The organism is Pseudalkalibacillus hwajinpoensis, from assembly GCF_039851965.1.
In the GTDB taxonomy this organism is placed as follows: domain Bacteria; phylum Bacillota; class Bacilli; order Bacillales; family Guptibacillaceae; genus Guptibacillus; species Guptibacillus hwajinpoensis_E.
In genome coordinates this window covers 3826634-3842346 of record NZ_CP156674.1, presented here as the reverse complement: position 1 = coordinate 3842346, position 15713 = coordinate 3826634, and the positions used below count along the sequence as shown (strand labels likewise).

Annotated in this window: 14 protein-coding genes, 1 pseudogene and 1 riboswitch; of the genes and pseudogenes, 5 read left to right on the top strand and 10 right to left on the bottom strand. The window is 41.6% G+C overall.

Annotation, left to right across the window (positions count from 1 at the left end):
* Positions 1-31 precede the first annotated feature (31 nt).
* From ABFG93_RS19860 to ABFG93_RS19850, 3 genes and pseudogenes are all read right to left on the bottom strand, one after another.
* Positions 32-1569, bottom strand: a pseudogene (locus ABFG93_RS19860) (BCCT family transporter).
* 376 nt (positions 1570-1945) lie between these two features.
* Complete coding sequence (locus ABFG93_RS19855) at positions 1946-2518, bottom strand: M15 family metallopeptidase (RefSeq protein ID WP_347549735.1); 573 nt, start codon at positions 2516-2518, stop codon at positions 1946-1948.
* Positions 2519-2671: 153 nt separating this feature from the next.
* The gene (locus tag ABFG93_RS19850) at positions 2672-3379 is read right to left on the bottom strand and encodes a nucleotidyltransferase domain-containing protein (RefSeq protein WP_347549734.1); all 708 of its coding nucleotides are present in this window, start codon (positions 3377-3379) and stop codon (positions 2672-2674) included.
* 152 nt (positions 3380-3531) lie between these two features.
* Between ABFG93_RS19850 and ABFG93_RS19845 the strand changes: the two genes are divergently transcribed.
* Complete coding sequence (locus ABFG93_RS19845) at positions 3532-4068, top strand: topology modulation protein (protein ID WP_347549733.1); 537 nt, start codon at positions 3532-3534, stop codon at positions 4066-4068.
* 93 nt (positions 4069-4161) lie between these two features.
* The gene (locus tag ABFG93_RS19840) at positions 4162-4623 is read left to right on the top strand and encodes a hypothetical protein (protein ID WP_347549732.1); all 462 of its coding nucleotides are present in this window, start codon (positions 4162-4164) and stop codon (positions 4621-4623) included.
* 256 nt (positions 4624-4879) lie between these two features.
* On the opposite strand, the gene ABFG93_RS19835 is transcribed toward ABFG93_RS19840, so the two are convergent.
* From ABFG93_RS19835 to ABFG93_RS19825, 3 genes are read right to left on the bottom strand one after another with little or no spacing between them, the layout of a single operon-like run.
* Positions 4880-5311, bottom strand: coding sequence for a GNAT family N-acetyltransferase (locus ABFG93_RS19835; RefSeq protein WP_347549731.1), 432 nt, complete (start codon positions 5309-5311; stop codon positions 4880-4882).
* Entirely contained in the window at positions 5308-6537 is a 1230-nt protein-coding gene (locus ABFG93_RS19830; protein WP_347549730.1) for an MFS transporter, read from the bottom strand. Before ABFG93_RS19830 ends, ABFG93_RS19835 begins: the two co-directional genes overlap by 4 nt.
* A 29-nt stretch (positions 6538-6566) precedes the next feature.
* Complete coding sequence (locus ABFG93_RS19825) at positions 6567-8198, bottom strand: SLC13 family permease (protein ID WP_347549729.1); 1632 nt, start codon at positions 8196-8198, stop codon at positions 6567-6569.
* 298 nt (positions 8199-8496) lie between these two features.
* On the opposite strand from ABFG93_RS19825, the gene ABFG93_RS19820 reads away from it, so the two are divergent.
* The gene (locus ABFG93_RS19820) at positions 8497-9174 is read left to right on the top strand and encodes a hypothetical protein (protein ID WP_347549728.1); all 678 of its coding nucleotides are present in this window, start codon (positions 8497-8499) and stop codon (positions 9172-9174) included.
* 72 nt (positions 9175-9246) lie between these two features.
* Here the strand turns inward: ABFG93_RS19820 and ABFG93_RS19815 are convergent, their stop codons facing one another.
* The 4 genes from ABFG93_RS19815 to ABFG93_RS19800 all read right to left on the bottom strand — a co-directional run bounded on the left by ABFG93_RS19815 (position 9247) and on the right by ABFG93_RS19800 (position 13390).
* Positions 9247-10560, bottom strand: a complete 1314-nt coding sequence (locus ABFG93_RS19815; RefSeq protein WP_347549727.1) for a Na+/H+ antiporter NhaC family protein — start codon at positions 10558-10560, stop codon at positions 9247-9249.
* 75 nt (positions 10561-10635) lie between these two features.
* Positions 10636-10739: riboswitch (SAM riboswitch) on the bottom strand.
* Positions 10740-10857: 118 nt separating this feature from the next.
* Positions 10858-11697: an alpha/beta fold hydrolase gene (locus ABFG93_RS19810; protein ID WP_347549726.1), complete on the bottom strand. Its 840-nt coding sequence runs from the start codon at positions 11695-11697 to the stop codon at positions 10858-10860.
* An 89-nt stretch (positions 11698-11786) separates the two neighbouring features.
* Positions 11787-12116: a YolD-like family protein gene (locus ABFG93_RS19805; RefSeq protein ID WP_347549725.1), complete on the bottom strand. Its 330-nt coding sequence runs from the start codon at positions 12114-12116 to the stop codon at positions 11787-11789.
* A gap of 17 nt (positions 12117-12133) precedes the next feature.
* The gene (locus tag ABFG93_RS19800; RefSeq protein ID WP_347549724.1) at positions 12134-13390 is read right to left on the bottom strand and encodes a DNA polymerase thumb domain-containing protein; all 1257 of its coding nucleotides are present in this window, start codon (positions 13388-13390) and stop codon (positions 12134-12136) included.
* A gap of 176 nt (positions 13391-13566) precedes the next feature.
* On the opposite strand from ABFG93_RS19800, the gene ABFG93_RS19795 reads away from it, so the two are divergent.
* Together ABFG93_RS19795 and ABFG93_RS19790 are read left to right on the top strand one after the other, a co-directional pair.
* On the top strand, positions 13567-13764 hold the full coding sequence (locus ABFG93_RS19795; protein ID WP_347549723.1) for a YqzH family protein: 198 nt from the start codon (positions 13567-13569) through the stop codon (positions 13762-13764).
* Positions 13765-13920: 156 nt separating this feature from the next.
* A complete protein-coding gene (locus ABFG93_RS19790) occupies positions 13921-15573 on the top strand; it encodes a M4 family metallopeptidase (protein WP_431522024.1) in 1653 nt (550 codons plus the stop codon).
* Positions 15574-15713: the final 140 nt, after the last annotated feature.

The window sequence follows — 15713 nt, the reverse complement described above, 5'->3', positions numbered from 1 at the left end:
CACTCTCTCCTGTGCTTAATTTTTCATACCCTTATTTTTGTCTTATATTAGTTCGCCATACCTGGTCTTTATCTATCATCCGCTTGGCAGCATAGATGAGTAAGAATTGAATAATAATTATTGGCAGACCCATTAGTCCTGAAATTACTTCTAATGGTGCTAACCCTCCTATCCTCATAAGTACAAGCGCAAGTGCTGTGATAATTGCCGCAATAACAATACGCAGGGTTTTCGGCGGCTCATATTTACTCATATCTTTCGTACTTGTATAGGCAGCTACCGTATAAGTCGTTGAATCAAGGGTAGTTGTTAAGAAAATGAGTGCTACAACTATAAATACGATAATCGATATCTGCCCAAATGGTAGAGTGGACAATATTTCAGGAATAGCTGCATCCTTTCCTCTTCTTTGATCAGTTCCAAGACAGCCACATCTCCATTGAGATACCGATGTACTCCAAGGCCTCCCAGTACTCCTGTAGCGATCCATGAAATCATAGTAGGTGCTAAAAGATATGTAAGAATCATTTCTTTTATTGTTCTACCCTTTGAGATTTTAGCAGCGAATACACTATGAAGCATTGCCCATGTAGCACTATAGGCAAACCAAAAGACAGTATTACTTTGAATGTGCGACGGTGCTCCTTGATGAACGGAGTCCGTGTTTAATGAAATATTAAGATAATTGGATAAAAGAAATGATACGCTATCTGAGAAATAGTTTAATATAAACACCCCGGGGCCAGCTACTACAATGAATAGAGCAAAAAGTCCAGCTAAATACATATTCAATGTACTTAAACGCTTGATCCCTTTTTCAATTCCTAAGTAGGCACTAAGTGAAAATAAGAACACCCAGACAATGGTAACAATGATCGTCATTCCAAATGTCACTTTTATATCCAAAAGTGCTGATAGGTTATTTGTGATAATCGGTGCTCCAAGGCCGAGGGTTACAGAAGCACCTGCTAGAATACTAATCAGAAAAAGGATGTCCAGGACTTTTCCGCCCAATCCATCCGTAAACTTATTACGAAAGATCACACGACAGGCCTCAGAAATCCTCATTAACGGTCGCTTTTTCACATGGAGAATATATCCCATCGCAGGAGCACTCATAACAAAAATAGCGAACACTTGAAATCCCCACAAGAACATGCTATATGTGTTCCCCCAGAGAAGCGCTTCTGCTGACCCAGGATCTACCCCGGCAGGTGGATCGTTAGCTACTGAAGTCCACTGTAGCATACCCGTCCGCATGTTTGTCGAACCTACCCCCATTGCGATCAAAATGGATGCATATTCAAATAATGTAAAGCGAGGTTTTTCCTTTGGGTCCCCCATTACAACCTGGCCATATTTCGAAAATGAAAAATATAAACCAGCTGCTACTAGAATAACTCCATACCATAGATAGCCCCAACTGAACACATCTACTATGTAATCAAAAATCGAATTAAGTAATTTTAATGACTCTGCCTCATATAAAGCAAATGGAATACTGATCCCAATCATTATTAATAATGATGGAATAAAAATTTTGTAATCAATCAAAGACGTTTTACTCATAGAATCCTCCCCTATTTTTTTCTCTAATTTAGGTTCTCTTGAGAGACGATAAAAGAGAATATGAGAATCTTCCCTAATATTAGTAATTTTTTAATGAATTGACGACTTATTAATGCCTGGAGAGGACAATACAATAATATGTAAATTTCACTTTTCAGTACAAAAAAGTACCGCCCGATTAATCGGACGGTAAAAAGGGGGAAAAATTATGTTAGTTTAGAAATACCCCGTATAAAAACAGATAAACCTGTTTTTTATTTTTTTGAGAAAAAATATTTTCACATAACCCCTATGGACCCTGATGACTCAAAATATTCAGTTCATCATTTTAGATAACAGAATCTCGTTGTTTATTTTCCCCTTTGTCAAATGCTACTTATTCTGAAGCATATTCACTTTCATCCGGCCTGTAGCCATTCTTCAATTCACGAATTGTTAAACCAAAATCCATTTGAAGGTGAGGGTAATCTTTAAAGCTTTCCCAATCCCCGCCCCATTCAAATCCAAGATCTTTTGCGATGGCTACCACATCCATCCAATCAGACTTTCCATTACCATTATCGTCACGTTCCATATCCCATACCACGTCACCGTTATTTAGTTTTAATGCGAAATCAATGGCTAGCCCATAATTATGATAGGATCCACCACCCGCTACGTTCGTCACAACCTGTCCATCTTTTGAACGTCCACGTTCATAGAGCTCATTCTGTTCTTCTTCCGTTCGATGGCCATCTGTTACAACAATTTCAATTCCATTCTGACTTGCTCTTCTTATTAATTCATCTCTCGCATCCGTAACAGCCGGGTGAAGATCAGTTGGCATCAGGACGTCTTTCTTTACAAGAAAACCATTCGACTGGTTTATATCAGTGAATACGGTTATGACCACGATACCAATTCCGATCAGAAGGAGGAAAGTTTTGAGTCCATTCGATATAATTTTCAACTTAACAAACCCTTTCCCATCCCTTTCTAGTAATCTGAGAGTAACATATGAATTCATAGATAAGAAGTCTTTACTCCCATGATTCTACTAAAATGTTACGAATGAATAACACTTTCGCATAAATGAGCGATGTTTCCTAAAAAAAAAGTTAACTCACTTCCCTAATGAAAACCCTTCGAACAGACGGCCCCCAAACGGAGCAAGCACTTGATCTACAAGTTTAATCACGGCTTCTTTTTCTCGCGTCTTATAATAATGATCAAAAACGGTAATGAATTCAGTTGCTAAATCGCTGTCATAATTTCTTAAAGCACGGACAATCCACTTTGAAGCACCAATCCATTGACCGTTCGTTCTTAGCACAAATTCATGGAGCTTCTCTGCTAAGGCACTGGCACAAAATAATTCTTCCCCTCCAGTGGCTCCGATAAAGTCCTCAAGAACATCGGTTAGAAAATAACGCTTTACCCTAATAGTCTCCTCTCCCCACTTTTCCGGTCCGCTCCTGAGCAGGGCTTTCGCTTCTACTTTTAATGTGTCAGCAACACCATTATTTTGAAGAACCAAACCTTCTGAGATCATTTTTGGCAGTGAGGGCCTTGCTCGCTTACAATCACTTTCGTAGTACGATTGATAGCTTTTTAGATTATGTACATACCATTCAACAGGCCAGCCTGCATAGAAAAAGCTCTCTCGATAAGAAACAGATACTGACAAATCAAACACTACAATATCAAGATCAGAAGTAGCCGTCGCCTCCCCCCTAACAACACTTCCTGCGAGGAAAGCCGCTTCACAATTTGGGAATTTAGAAAATACTAGGTGTTTAGCAGTTTGTACAGCGTTCGATAACGTTTTCACATTTACTCCCCTTTTATATTAGCTTTCTTATATGGTAACGCATCCTCACACATCATTGCATATCCTTCATTTTGTTAGTCGATACAGACTTCCTCGATCAAGATCTTTTTGGTAAACTTTTGAAAGACGCTACTTTCAAGGGGGGAATACTCGTGAAGCGGATCATGGTAATGGGAGTTTCGGCAGGCGCGGGGAAATCTACATTTGCACAAAAGCTTGGAGAAATCCTTCAAATTGATGTGCATCATCTTGACGCTCTTTTCTGGAAACCTGGTTGGAAGGAAGCATCGCTTGAAGAGTTTAGATCCTCACAGAATGAGATTGTCACCTCTCCCCAATGGATTATCGAAGGAAATTATAGTAATTCCTATGATATTCGCGCAGATCATGCGGATACTATTATTTACATTGAGCTTCCAAGAATGATATGCATCTATCGGGTTTTGAAACGATGGATTACTCATATTGGACAGACGAGACAAGACATGGGCGAAGGATGCAAAGAGAAAATGGACTTGGCTTTCCTGAAATTTATCTGGACGACTTATCACCCTCGCAAGGAAAAAATGAAAAGTAGATTTGAACAATTCCAGCAGAATGGGTCTGAAAAAAGCATTATTATATTACGAAACAAGTCGGAAATCGCTGATTTTCTACATAATCTGCAGCCAAAGCATACAATTTTATAAGAACCCGTGATAAGATAAGATGCAGTATGTTTGAATAAGAGCATTCCTGTTCAGACTGGAGATAGAAAGACTATTTAAGCACATGGAGGCATTATGCTAACTTTTGAAGAAAAACTAGAGATTATTGAATCATCATTCCCTGAACTTACGCGAAAAGATGTTTCGCTTGGACGCGTGAATTTCCACTATGAAGAAGCGGTTATAGATAAGAAAAATGTTGTTTATCATCTTCACCCGAATGGAAACGGCTATGTATTCGCTGACCTTATTGAAGGCTATCCATTGGACGAAAGAGGCATGGTTAACATTCGTGACTTCTCAAGCAATGACCTTCGCAAAATCATTCGTGAATCGATTGACTCTCTTTCGGTACTTCCTGGTTCGGATATAGAAGTTGAGATCTGGATGAATGATGAAAACCAAACGCTCGAATTGATGTACGAGCCAGAGCTCGAACTATGGAATGTGTATGCAGGAGATATTCTAGATGGAACGTTCCCTTCTTATAATGAGGCTGTTCAGTATCTGGACGAAGAAGGATTTACACGACAATAAGACAAAGTCTCACAATTTCCTATCAGGGGTTGTGAGACTTTTTTTCGTCTTCATCCGTAGAAAAGAAAACCCTTTTGAAAGGAAGTGATGATGTGTTCTTCCGAATCTTCCAAAGGTCCTCTCCAGTCGTTCAACGTGTGTTAGTCGCCTCTGTACTTGCTCTTCTTAGTGGAGGTGTCGCTCTCCTTTTGTTCCTGTGAATTCCTATTATCATTTATAGCCGAAAGCAGGCAAATCAACTGCTCCGGCTTCCCATTCATCCAATCGATTTGTAAAAACCAGTTGATTTCCCCAGAAAACCATATCCTTCATAAAACCGGTGCGCAGCCTTTCTCTCTTCTCGATTTCCACTATTCAGAACAACTGTGAAAGCCCCTGCATCGATTGCCTGCTTTTCCGCTTCGGTCATTAATTTTGTCCCCGCTCCTTTTTGCCTATGCGGAGCCGAAGTAATCATGGTAATAATCCTAGCAACCCGTATGTCAGAAACATAAGAACGTTCTATGTGCATGCCGAGCATGCTAATCAGCACGCCTTCTTCTTCTAAAACAAGCGTGGTATAGTTGCTGTCATCCATAATTCCCTTTATTCTATCTTTAAGCTGTGAGCTCGAAACAGGATAGCCCATTTCCGAGAGCAAAGAGGCGATGCCCTCTTCGTCACCAGTCTTCGCTTTTCGTACCTTCATTTGACACTCTCCTCTCTTAGTACATGGTTGTTGTATCTTCTAGTAACCCTTTTATTTGTAAAAAGCAGAAGTAATGGAACGATAAGAATGAGCAAACCAACTACTCCTATCCAGCCAACTGCATCCCACAGGATCCCAACTCCTGAACTACCTGCTGCTACACCCGCATAATAACTGATTAAATAAAAGCTCGATGCACCGCTTTTATGATGCTCTGCCGTACTCGCTACTGATGCAGATGCCATTGAATGGGCGATGAAAAAACCGCCACACACCGCACTTAAACCACTAACCACTACTATAACAGCGTGTGAAAGTGTCATAGCAGTGCCTCCAGCGAGAATAAGCAACCCCACCATCATGGTACGCCTCAGGCCAACATTAGATGAAATTCTTCCTGCAACAGGAGGAGAAATCACACCCAGTATGTATGCAAAATAAGTAAGAGAAATCCATTTTAATGAAAGTGAAAAAGGCTCTTTCTCTAAATAGAATGGCAAATAGGTCCATACCCCTGTAAAGATAACTTGAATAAGGAATCCGACCATAAAAAGTGATAATAGCCTGCGATCGGTTAGGTGCACAAGCATCTCTTTCACATCATTCGTGATACTCCGGTTGCCTCCTTTAAAAAAGCGAGAATCCGGAAGTAACCAATAAAAACAGAGAGCTGCTACGATAGCAAACGCTGCAAGAATCATAATACTCATTTGCCAGCTGTATAAATCAGTTAAATATCCTGCTGCGACACGTCCTCCGAGTCCCCCCATCGCGTTACTCGCGATGTATACGCTTGTTGCAAGCCCAACACTTGAAGGCGCCACTTCATCTGCAAGGTAGCCCATGGCTGCTGCCGGAATACCTGCAAGGAAAAACCCTTCAATACTCCGAAGCACCATAAGCAGGGAGAACGAATTTACAAACGGTATGCCAATCATAGCGCTGATCACGAAAAGAAGTGAAACTTTCATAACAGCTGTTCGCCCGTACCGGTCAGAAATAAAACCTAGAACAAGCAGACCTGGAATCATCGTCATAACGGGGAGCAACATAAGTAAGCTCGCCGTTGTTGCGCTCCGGTCAAACTCAAGCGCAAAAACGGGAAGTAGCGGCTGAAACGCATAAAGTGCTGAAAAAACAAGTAAAGCACCGCATCCTAGACTCGCTGCAGCTCGCCAGAACCCTGCATCTTTTGATGTATATGGTTTGTTTATTGCATTGTTCATAGAATCATCACCTTTTTATATGCTTCATTTTATTTTAAATCAGCTGGGAATTGGGTCAAATCAATCCCCCACACGATTGGCATATAAAAGTAGATGGCAAGCGTGATGATGATGATAGATGTCATATTAAGCCAAAAACCCGCTCTAGCCATATCAGGAATTTTCAAATAACCTGAACCAAAAACAACGGCGTTCGGTGGAGTTGCGACCGGAAGCATAAACGCACAGCTAGCCGCAACCCCAGCACCAATCATTAACGCATACGGATGTACTGAAATGGCTGATGACAGTGATGCCATAATAGGAAACATCATCGTTGCTGTTGCTGTGTTAGACGTAATTTCTGTCAGGAATATGACAAGGGCTGTGACAAGAAGCAAGATGACGAAGAGATGAATCCCTTCAAGAACGGTTAACTGTTCTCCAATCCACTTTGCGAGTCCAGACTCCTGAAAACCTGATGCAATCGCAAGGCCTGCCCCAAATAGAAGCAAAATCCCCCACGGAAGTCCTTTCGCTGTCTTCCAGTCGAGTAGAAATGATCCTTTCTTTGATGGGGCCGGTATAAGAAATAGAAGCATCGCAGCTATCATGGCAATGACGGTATCATTTATGTTTGGATTAAGCTCACTCAACACAAACGAACGGCTAATCCATGCCAGCGCAGTGAGCGAGAAAACGATCAAAATCACTTTTTCCTCAGGTGACATTTCACCAAGATCTTTTCTCTCTTTCGTAATGACTTCTCTACCTCCTGGAAGCTCTTTAATCTTCATTGGAAAGGCCATTTTCACTAGATAATACCAACAGCCAAATAGAAGAATGATCATCAGCGGCACGCCAAACATCATCCATCTCGCAAATGAAATTTCAATGCCGTATAGTTCATTTACTACAGCCGCAAAGATCGTGTTTGGCGGGGTTCCAATTAATGTTGCAAGCCCACCGATCGAAGCGCTATAGGCAATTCCAAGCATTATCGCCTTTCCAAAATTAAACCGCGGTGTTTCCTCCTCGGTATTCATATCTAACTGTTCTGATACTTGATAAATGACAGCCAGACCAATTGGCACCATCATCATAGATGTGGCTGTATTTGAAATCCACATCGATAAAAACCCTGTTGCAACCATAAATCCAAGTACAATTCGCTCCGTACTCGTTCCGATTGCTGATATAATAACAAGTGCAATCCGTTTATGTAGGTCCCATTTCTGCATTGAAAGCGCAATCAAAAAACCGCCCATAAAGAGAAAAATCGTATTGTCACCATAAGCCGAAGCGGTTAAATCACCTTCGAGTCCACCTGTAAGTGGGAAGAGTATAATCGGCAGAAGAGACGTCGCTGGAATTGGGATCGCTTCTGTAATCCACCATGTTGCAATCCATGCCGTACTTGCGAGCACAGATAGGCCCGCCTGTGATAAACCATCGGGATGAAAAAAGGCCATTAGAAAAAAGAATAGTGCAGGACCAAGTAGTAAACCAATCACTTTTCTTCGATTATAAGCAGGTTCTGGTCCAGATTGCTTCACCCCGGTATTTTTTTGTGAAGATTGAGAAGGGATTCCCGGCGTGTTTGCAGAAGCGAATGTTAAGAGCTCCTTCGCTCGATCATGTTCCTTCCATAACTGATTTATAAAAAGTCGTCCTTGTTTCATAGCTGTTCCTCCTCTTATCCATTAACCTATAGTTTAGAATCTCAGTCCTTTTCCTGTCAATTTATTCACAATTTTGGTACTATTTTACTCGAAGAAAAAAAGGACTTTTGTTGCGTTTTATTGAAGTGAAGTCTTTATAGCGTAATCGAACCCCCTTTTATTTCCATTAGGGGCGAATAATATAAGTTGATAACACACTCTTCACACAATTCCTACTTTACGAATCCGGTTATTAACTACACCTTTATTCTTCAGGGTTTACTACAAACTTGCTTAAATTCGATTCAGGGGGTATTTGATGAGAAAGATACAACAGACAACAATTAATTCGGTTGTAAAATACGGACAAACAAAGCTTCCGAAATCCGCTAATACAGAGTGTCCAGAGTGTGCAAATGACGCTTCATTCCAATTAAAATTCGATTATCAAATTAACCAGGCCGTATTTTCAACTTTCTCACGTTGTTCGGTTTGTAAAGAAGCCGTTCTTTTCGTTCTAATTAAAACAACTCATAGCGATCGCGGGGAAGAAGTTGAGTTATTTGTACACCAAACTTCATTCACACGCGAACCACTTGGCAGACTAATCGGGACGTCCAGACTTCCGGACGATCTAGAGAGAGTATATCGCTCAGCAGTCAACGTACATAATATGAAAGATTGGACAGCAACAGCAGTTATGGCCAATCGCGTGCTTGAAAGCATTACAGGTAGCTTCCTGTCAGAAAATGAGCTCGGGCAACCTTTATCCAAGCAGCTAGAAGCTCTTGCTAAACAGATTGATCTTGAAGAACCAATCATTAAACTCGGGCAACAAATGGGAAAAGGGAGCAACTTGAACAACTTGCTCTGTCTCGAGAAAGAAACAAGCGAAGAAACCGCAAATCTTATTATTGATTTATTAGACTCATTGATCGAATACTTGTACATTCTTCCCCAGCGAATTGTCAATCTTCAAAAGCAGATTGAAGGATAGCAAAAAGACAGGCTCCTCGATAATGAAGGAGCCTGTCTTTTCTATTTACTCTTTGATCGTTCACACTTAAATTTATGTCTTTCCTACAGCTTCTTCCTTTTTCTTAAATCCCGGATAGTTAATTGAAATCGCTACGATACCCGCCACAGCAATTAAAATAGGATAAATAGAATACGGCAGCAGCGCAAGTGGCGAAATGGACGCAAGACCGGCAGCCGCAAGTACCTGGGCGCCATATGGCAGCATCCCCTGCACACTTCCGGAAAAAATATCAAGAATGCTGGCTGATTTTCGCGGATCAACCCCATATTCTTCTGAGATATTCTTCGCAAGTGGTCCACCCATAATGATGGAGATCGTATTATTTGCAGTCGATAAATCAAGCACACTTGCAAGCCCGGCTATTCCAAACTCAGCTCCTCGACGCGAGTTTACTCTGCTTAAAATTTTATCAAGCACGTATTGAATCCCGCCATTGTGCTTAATTACCTCGATCATACCGCCGATGATAAGAGCAATCATTGCCAGGTCTTCCATACCTTTAATGCCTTCCGTAATCGTAGAAACAAGACCGTTCATTCCAAATGAACCATTGTACAGTCCTACAATCCCTGCAAATACCGTGCCACTAACGAGTACAATAAGGACATTGACTCCAGCGATTGCAGCCGCCAGCACACCTAGATAAGGGATAATTGTGATAAATTCAAAAGCACGATCGCCACCGACTGTAGCGTGTGCTCCCATCGTCATCACGCCATAGATGATGGTGGTGATGACTGCTGCAGGAAGAACGATGAGAAAGTTCACTTTGAACTTGTCTTTCATTTGTGTATTTTGCGTTCGCACTGCCGCGATCGTTGTATCGGAAATCATGGAGAGGTTATCCCCAAACATTGCTCCACCAATCACCGCTGATAAAGCAAGGGCTGGTGCGACACCTGTCTGTTCAGCAATCCCAATTCCAATTGGAGCGAGTGCCACAATCGTCCCCATTGACGTACCCATCGAAATGGATATAAAGCAACCGATCAGAAACAGGCCGACAATTAAAAGATTTGCAGGCAGGATTGAAATGCCCAGATTTACAATGGAATCTACCGCTCCAATCTTCTCAGCTGTTCCTGCAAAAGCTCCAGCTAGCAAAAAGACAAGAATCATCAAAATGATGTTTGAATTACCCGCACCGCGGCAAAACACCTCAACCTTCTTCATAAAACTTTCTTTTTGATTCATAGATAGCGCTACTCCTGCTGAAATCAATGAGGCAAGAATCACCGGCATACTATAAAAATCTTTTGTAATAATTGCTGTCCCAATAAAAAGTACAATAAATACGCCAAGCGGCAGCAATGCCAGGCCATTTCCTTTTATCTGATCGTCCATTGTCTCTATCTCCTTCTTCTGTCTACTTCATTACAGTTACACTAAAAAAGCCCACTTCAAGAGAAGAGGGCCTTACTCTTATCTCTCAAGATTTCTCTTGCTGGAAGCAGCACCTTTCTGATCAACAGAGGTTGCTGAAGCTTCATTGGGCCAGGTCCCTTCACTTCTCTTAATAAGTAATATGCAGTTATCAACGAACAGCAGTGTAGCACGCATTATTCTGATGAGTCAACTGTGAATGACTGGGATATAAAAAAACTCCTTTGATAAAGGAGTTTGATCCTAGCTGATTTCGTGCTAACGTGCCAGGAATCGTTCGATATCTTTCATAATTAATTGTGGACGTTCTTCAGGAAGAAGGTGCCCAGTTTTTTCATAAATGATTAACTCCGCATTTGGTAAATCTTCACTTAAGCGTTTCCCCACCTTGAGTGGCACCACTCGATCTTCCTGGCCCCAAATTAACAGGCTAGGTGTATGAATTTGTTTCAGTTCTGCCTCAGAAAGGTCGCCTTCACGATCACGAATCATTCTTACTAGCGAACGAAAAATGCCTTCATTGAAAAACGGCTGAATGTAGCCATCCATCATCTCTTCGTCAATCAGCTTTGAATCATAAACGCAATTCAATAAATTTGCTCTTACTCCTTTGCGGTACAGCCAGCGTTTCAAATATACAGAGAAAAACGGTAGATAAGAAGTGTAAACGAGACTTTGCTTTGCTTTCTCAAGGTATCCAGAGCTGCAAAGCAAGATGTTTCTGCTAACGAGGTTACTCTTTATAGCGGAAGCTCGCATCGCCACCTGCCCTCCCATTGAATGACCAATCATAACCGTCTGTTCAACAGAAAGCCTTTCAAGCAGTTCCACTACCACTTCTGCATAATTCTGGTAGGAGTGAACGAAACAGTTTGATTTCTCACTTCGTCCAAATGGCGGAAGGTCGATAGCAACTACCGTATACCCTTTTGTAAGTAATGGGATCAGTCTTCGAAAGCTGAAGCTCGAAGATAAAAAGCCGTGAAGGAGAGTAATAACGGGTCGGTCCGTCGCTTTATTATTTTTATAATACTCATAGTGAATGTCAATGCCTTTAATGTTTTCTTTGTAATGGTTAAGGTGCTCAGCTAATAACATCTCTTATCTCACTCCGGATTTTGGTTTATACCTATTTTACCCGGTTTTACGAATGAAAAACTTTTCTCTTCATGGGGAGTACTACCATTCTACCTCGCTTCCACATGAACAAGATCTGTTAGTGGAATCCTTCTTTTCTTCTCAGTGTCATCAATAATGCGAAACTCACGGTTAAGCTGATCGAAATAATGAACATAGCCATGTATAACATAGGTTTCACCGTCTTTAAAATAATAAAAATATAGCGGGCGATGAAACGCCATCGCTTCACAAATCACTTCATTTATCTCTTCTATTTTCTGTTCATCCAATACTGGTTTATCTTCTTTTCGTTCTGCCGCCTTCCAACCTCTCAGCTCTTTCACATGCTCTGGTAACATCATTGACGTCCATTTAATATTTCCACGATCGCGAATCACGTGCCAGCAACTCCTTTCTACGCTTTGTGACCTCCGACAAGTTTACTTCTATGCAGTGCTGTACCTCCCTTTGTATAGGAAACCGCGCGCAGCAGCGCATCTGAACCGTATTTCTCTCTGATTGAATCCATTACATATCCAAGGTCGTGCTGTTTCGGTCGTTTTTCGTTAAAGAGATCCAGCTGCACTTCTTCATCATCACAAATGTTAGAAAGGCTAATGGAAATTTTCCGAACGGTTCTTCGCTCATAGAACTGTTCAAAAAGCTTTAAACACGCTCCATAAACTTCAAGTGTAATGGATGTTGGGCTATCAATGCTTTTTGACCGATGAAACCCTCCCCCTCCTTCATCCTTGCTGTAACCAATACCAAGACTGATGGTGCGTCCCGCCTTCCCCGCACGCCTCGCCCGTCTTGCTACCTCTTCACTCATTTCAAGAATCACGTGTTTAACTTCCTTGGGATCATGATAGTCACGTAATAAAATTTGGCTTTTTCCGAAGCTGATCTGCCCCTGCATAATGGGAGCACCCATTTCCGAAAGGTCTATTCCCCATGCATGGTGATAGAGTTGATTCCCCATAATTCCAAACTTCTGCTCAAGCAGATGCAAAGGATAATTCGCAAGCTGCTTCACGTTCCTGATGCCCATCCGGTTCAGCGTGCGCTCTACTCGGGGACCAATCCCCCACATTCTGCTAAGCGGTTCAAGTGACCAGAGCTTCTTCTCAATATCATCGTACGTCCACTCTGCAATACCACTTTTTTTCGCCTCAAGATCCAGACAAAGCTTCGCCATCAGTAAATTTGGACCAATCCCAATCGCACAGGGCAGTCCGAACGTCTCGCTGATCTCGTCTTTAATTTTCTTCGCTACTTCAAACTTGCTCCCCCAGAGCTTTTCTGTTCCATCGATCTGAAGAAACGATTCGTCAACACTGTACGTATGGATACACTCAGATGGCACATACCGATGAAACAGCTTCGTAATTTCCATAGACTGTTTTAAATACGAGGCCATTCTCGCATTTACAATATGAATTCTTTCGTCATCAGGAATTTCAAACAACCTACTACCTGTTCGAATACCAAAGTCTCTTTTTAAGGCAGGTGAAGCTGCAAGCACAACGCTCCCCTTCCGTTCTGTGTCACCTACAACAGCCAGATGACATGTAAGCGGATCAAGCCCCATTGCTACTGCAGAGCAACTTGCATAAAAGCTTTTCATATCAATACACAAAATCGTTTTCTTTTTAAATTTTGAATAATCCATCTACACCACCCCTTTCATAAGTTAAACAAGAACATTTGTTCTCTTTTATCTATACCCGTATTTTACTCGAATATACGTTCTGTTTTCAATAAGTACTTTCTTCCAGTCTTAAAACATCTTGACGCCAAAAGATTGATTCGCTAAAGTATCCAGGAAGCTAGAGAGGGGAATGGCGCTTGGAATCCATAACATTCACAAGAAAATTAGTTATAAAAACGTTGGAAGATTATTTTGGAGATGTATCACTTATTCCGCTGACAGAAGAAGAAATCCACCATATTATCCTTCATTCACTTGAAAGGAAAAACGAGCAAAACGAAACTCCCTTCCATATGATTGTTCACGATCTTGTTTATGAATACATAACCACCTGAGCCTTTTGAATCATGTGGTTTTTTGTTTTACAGTAATAACGAACCAGTTACGTATCCAAACGTATAGGTCTCATTTATCAAAATTATTTAAATAGTTTGAATTTTTAACTTCTCGTGATAAAGTAATCTCATCTTAATCACGAGAGGGGAAAAGGAATGAGAAAGAAGAACTTACTATCGATTGGATTATCCGTAGGATTGGTGAGCAGCATGCTCGCTCCGACATCGTCATTCGCAGCTGACAATTCAAACATCAATAAAGAAGCAGGCACACCTTCTTTTGTTTCAGGGAAGCTGACGAAGGCTACTTCTAAGAATCCGAAAGAAATTTTATTCGATTACCTTAATGATCAAAAAAGCCTGTATCAATTTAGCGGATCAACCGCACAAGAATCCTTCGATATTTTATCCACCGAGAAAGACGAGCTTGGATTCACAGTCTTTCGTTTGCAGCAGTTGTATGAAGACACACCGGTTTATGGGTCAACTCAAACAGTCCATGTTGATAAAGATGGCGTACTAACAGCTGTTTCAGGTACTGTTATTCCAGATCTCGGATCGAAGAAAGAGCTTAAGAAAGCAACGAAATTCAAAAAACAGGACGCCATTCAAAAAGCTGAAACGGATCTTGGCTTTACACCTGACTATGAACAAAAGCCAGAGTCCACTCTTGTCGTCTATTCAGAAGGTGAATCTGCAAGCTATGCCTATCATGTGACGCTTAACTTCCTTTCGCCAGAACCAGGAAACTGGCAATACATAATTGATGCAACAAGCGGAGAGGTTCTCACTAGCTTCAACGCGCTCCATGAGGCAAAGAAAGAAGGAGTCGGTAAGCCAGGCGGTGGTGGTAACGTAACTGGAACGATCACAACAGGCACAGGAACGGGCGTCCTTGGTGATCCAAAAACGTTTAACACACTTCTTTCTTCCTCTACTTACTATTTAAAGGACACAACAAGAGGTGACGGTATTTTTACTTACGATGCTGCAAATCGGACGAGGCTACCAGGCTCGCTCTGGGCTGACGCAGACAATGCATTTAACGCAAGCTACGATGCTGCTGCAGTAGATGCCCACTATTACGCCGGTGCTACGTACGACTATTACAAAGACGTTTTTAATCGTGATAGCTACGACGGAAATGGCGCGCCGTTAGAATCAACTGTGCATTACGGACGAAATTATAATAATGCGTTCTGGAACGGAAGTCAGATGGTATACGGTGATGGTGATGGTTCTACCTTTGTTTCTCTATCCGGAGGCGAAGATGTGGTAGCTCATGAATTAACACACGCTGTAACAGATACAACAGCCGATCTTATTTATCAAAATGAATCAGGTGCTTTGAATGAATCCATGTCAGATGTATTTGGTACCCTCGTGGAATACCACGACAACAACAATCCAGATTGGTTAATTGGGGAAGATATTTACACACCTGGCACATCAGGAGATGCTCTTCGTTCTATGTCAGACCCATCTCAGTTTGGGGATCCCGATCATTATTCCGTCCGTTATACAGGAACACAAGATAACGGCGGCGTTCACATTAATAGCGGAATCATGAACAAAGCAGCCTATCTGCTTAGCGAAGGCGGAACATTCTACGGTGTAACAGTATCAGGCATCGGCAAGGACAAGCTTGGCGCTATTTACTATCGTACTCTCACACAATACTTAACTGCTTCTTCGAGCTTTAGTCAGATGCGTTCAGCTGCTGTACAGGCCGCTACAGACCTTTACGGAGCAAGCAGCTCAGAAGTGCAATCTGTTAACAAAGCTTTCGACGCAGTCGGCGTTCAATAATGTGAACTGTGAAGCTTTTCCGTATATGAACCATTTATTTGGACAGCTAGCCCTTGTGCTATCTGTCCTTTCTACTTGTCCAGAGGTTTTATAAAAGTGGAATCGGGAAAAGAGTGGCTAGAATACGTTAAGGAGGTTGC

Bases quoted from the DNA above. Each gene is read 5' to 3' on its own strand.
- ABFG93_RS19815 (WP_347549727.1), bottom strand. From the start codon at position 10,560: ATGGACGATCAGATAAAAGGAAATGGCCTGGCATTGCTGCCGCTTGGC.
- ABFG93_RS19830 (WP_347549730.1), bottom strand. From the start codon at position 6,537: ATGAACAATGCAATAAACAAACCATATACATCAAAAGATGCAGGGTTC.
- ABFG93_RS19790 (WP_431522024.1), top strand. From the start codon at position 13,921: ATGAGAAAGAAGAACTTACTATCGATTGGATTATCCGTAGGATTGGTG.
- ABFG93_RS19835 (WP_347549731.1), bottom strand. From the start codon at position 5,311: ATGAAGGTACGAAAAGCGAAGACTGGTGACGAAGAGGGCATCGCCTCT.
- ABFG93_RS19825 (WP_347549729.1), bottom strand. From the start codon at position 8,198: ATGAAACAAGGACGACTTTTTATAAATCAGTTATGGAAGGAACATGAT.
- ABFG93_RS19820 (WP_347549728.1), top strand. From the start codon at position 8,497: ATGAGAAAGATACAACAGACAACAATTAATTCGGTTGTAAAATACGGA.
- ABFG93_RS19840 (WP_347549732.1), top strand. From the start codon at position 4,162: ATGCTAACTTTTGAAGAAAAACTAGAGATTATTGAATCATCATTCCCT.
- ABFG93_RS19800 (WP_347549724.1), bottom strand. From the start codon at position 13,390: ATGGATTATTCAAAATTTAAAAAGAAAACGATTTTGTGTATTGATATG.
- ABFG93_RS19810 (WP_347549726.1), bottom strand. From the start codon at position 11,697: ATGTTATTAGCTGAGCACCTTAACCATTACAAAGAAAACATTAAAGGC.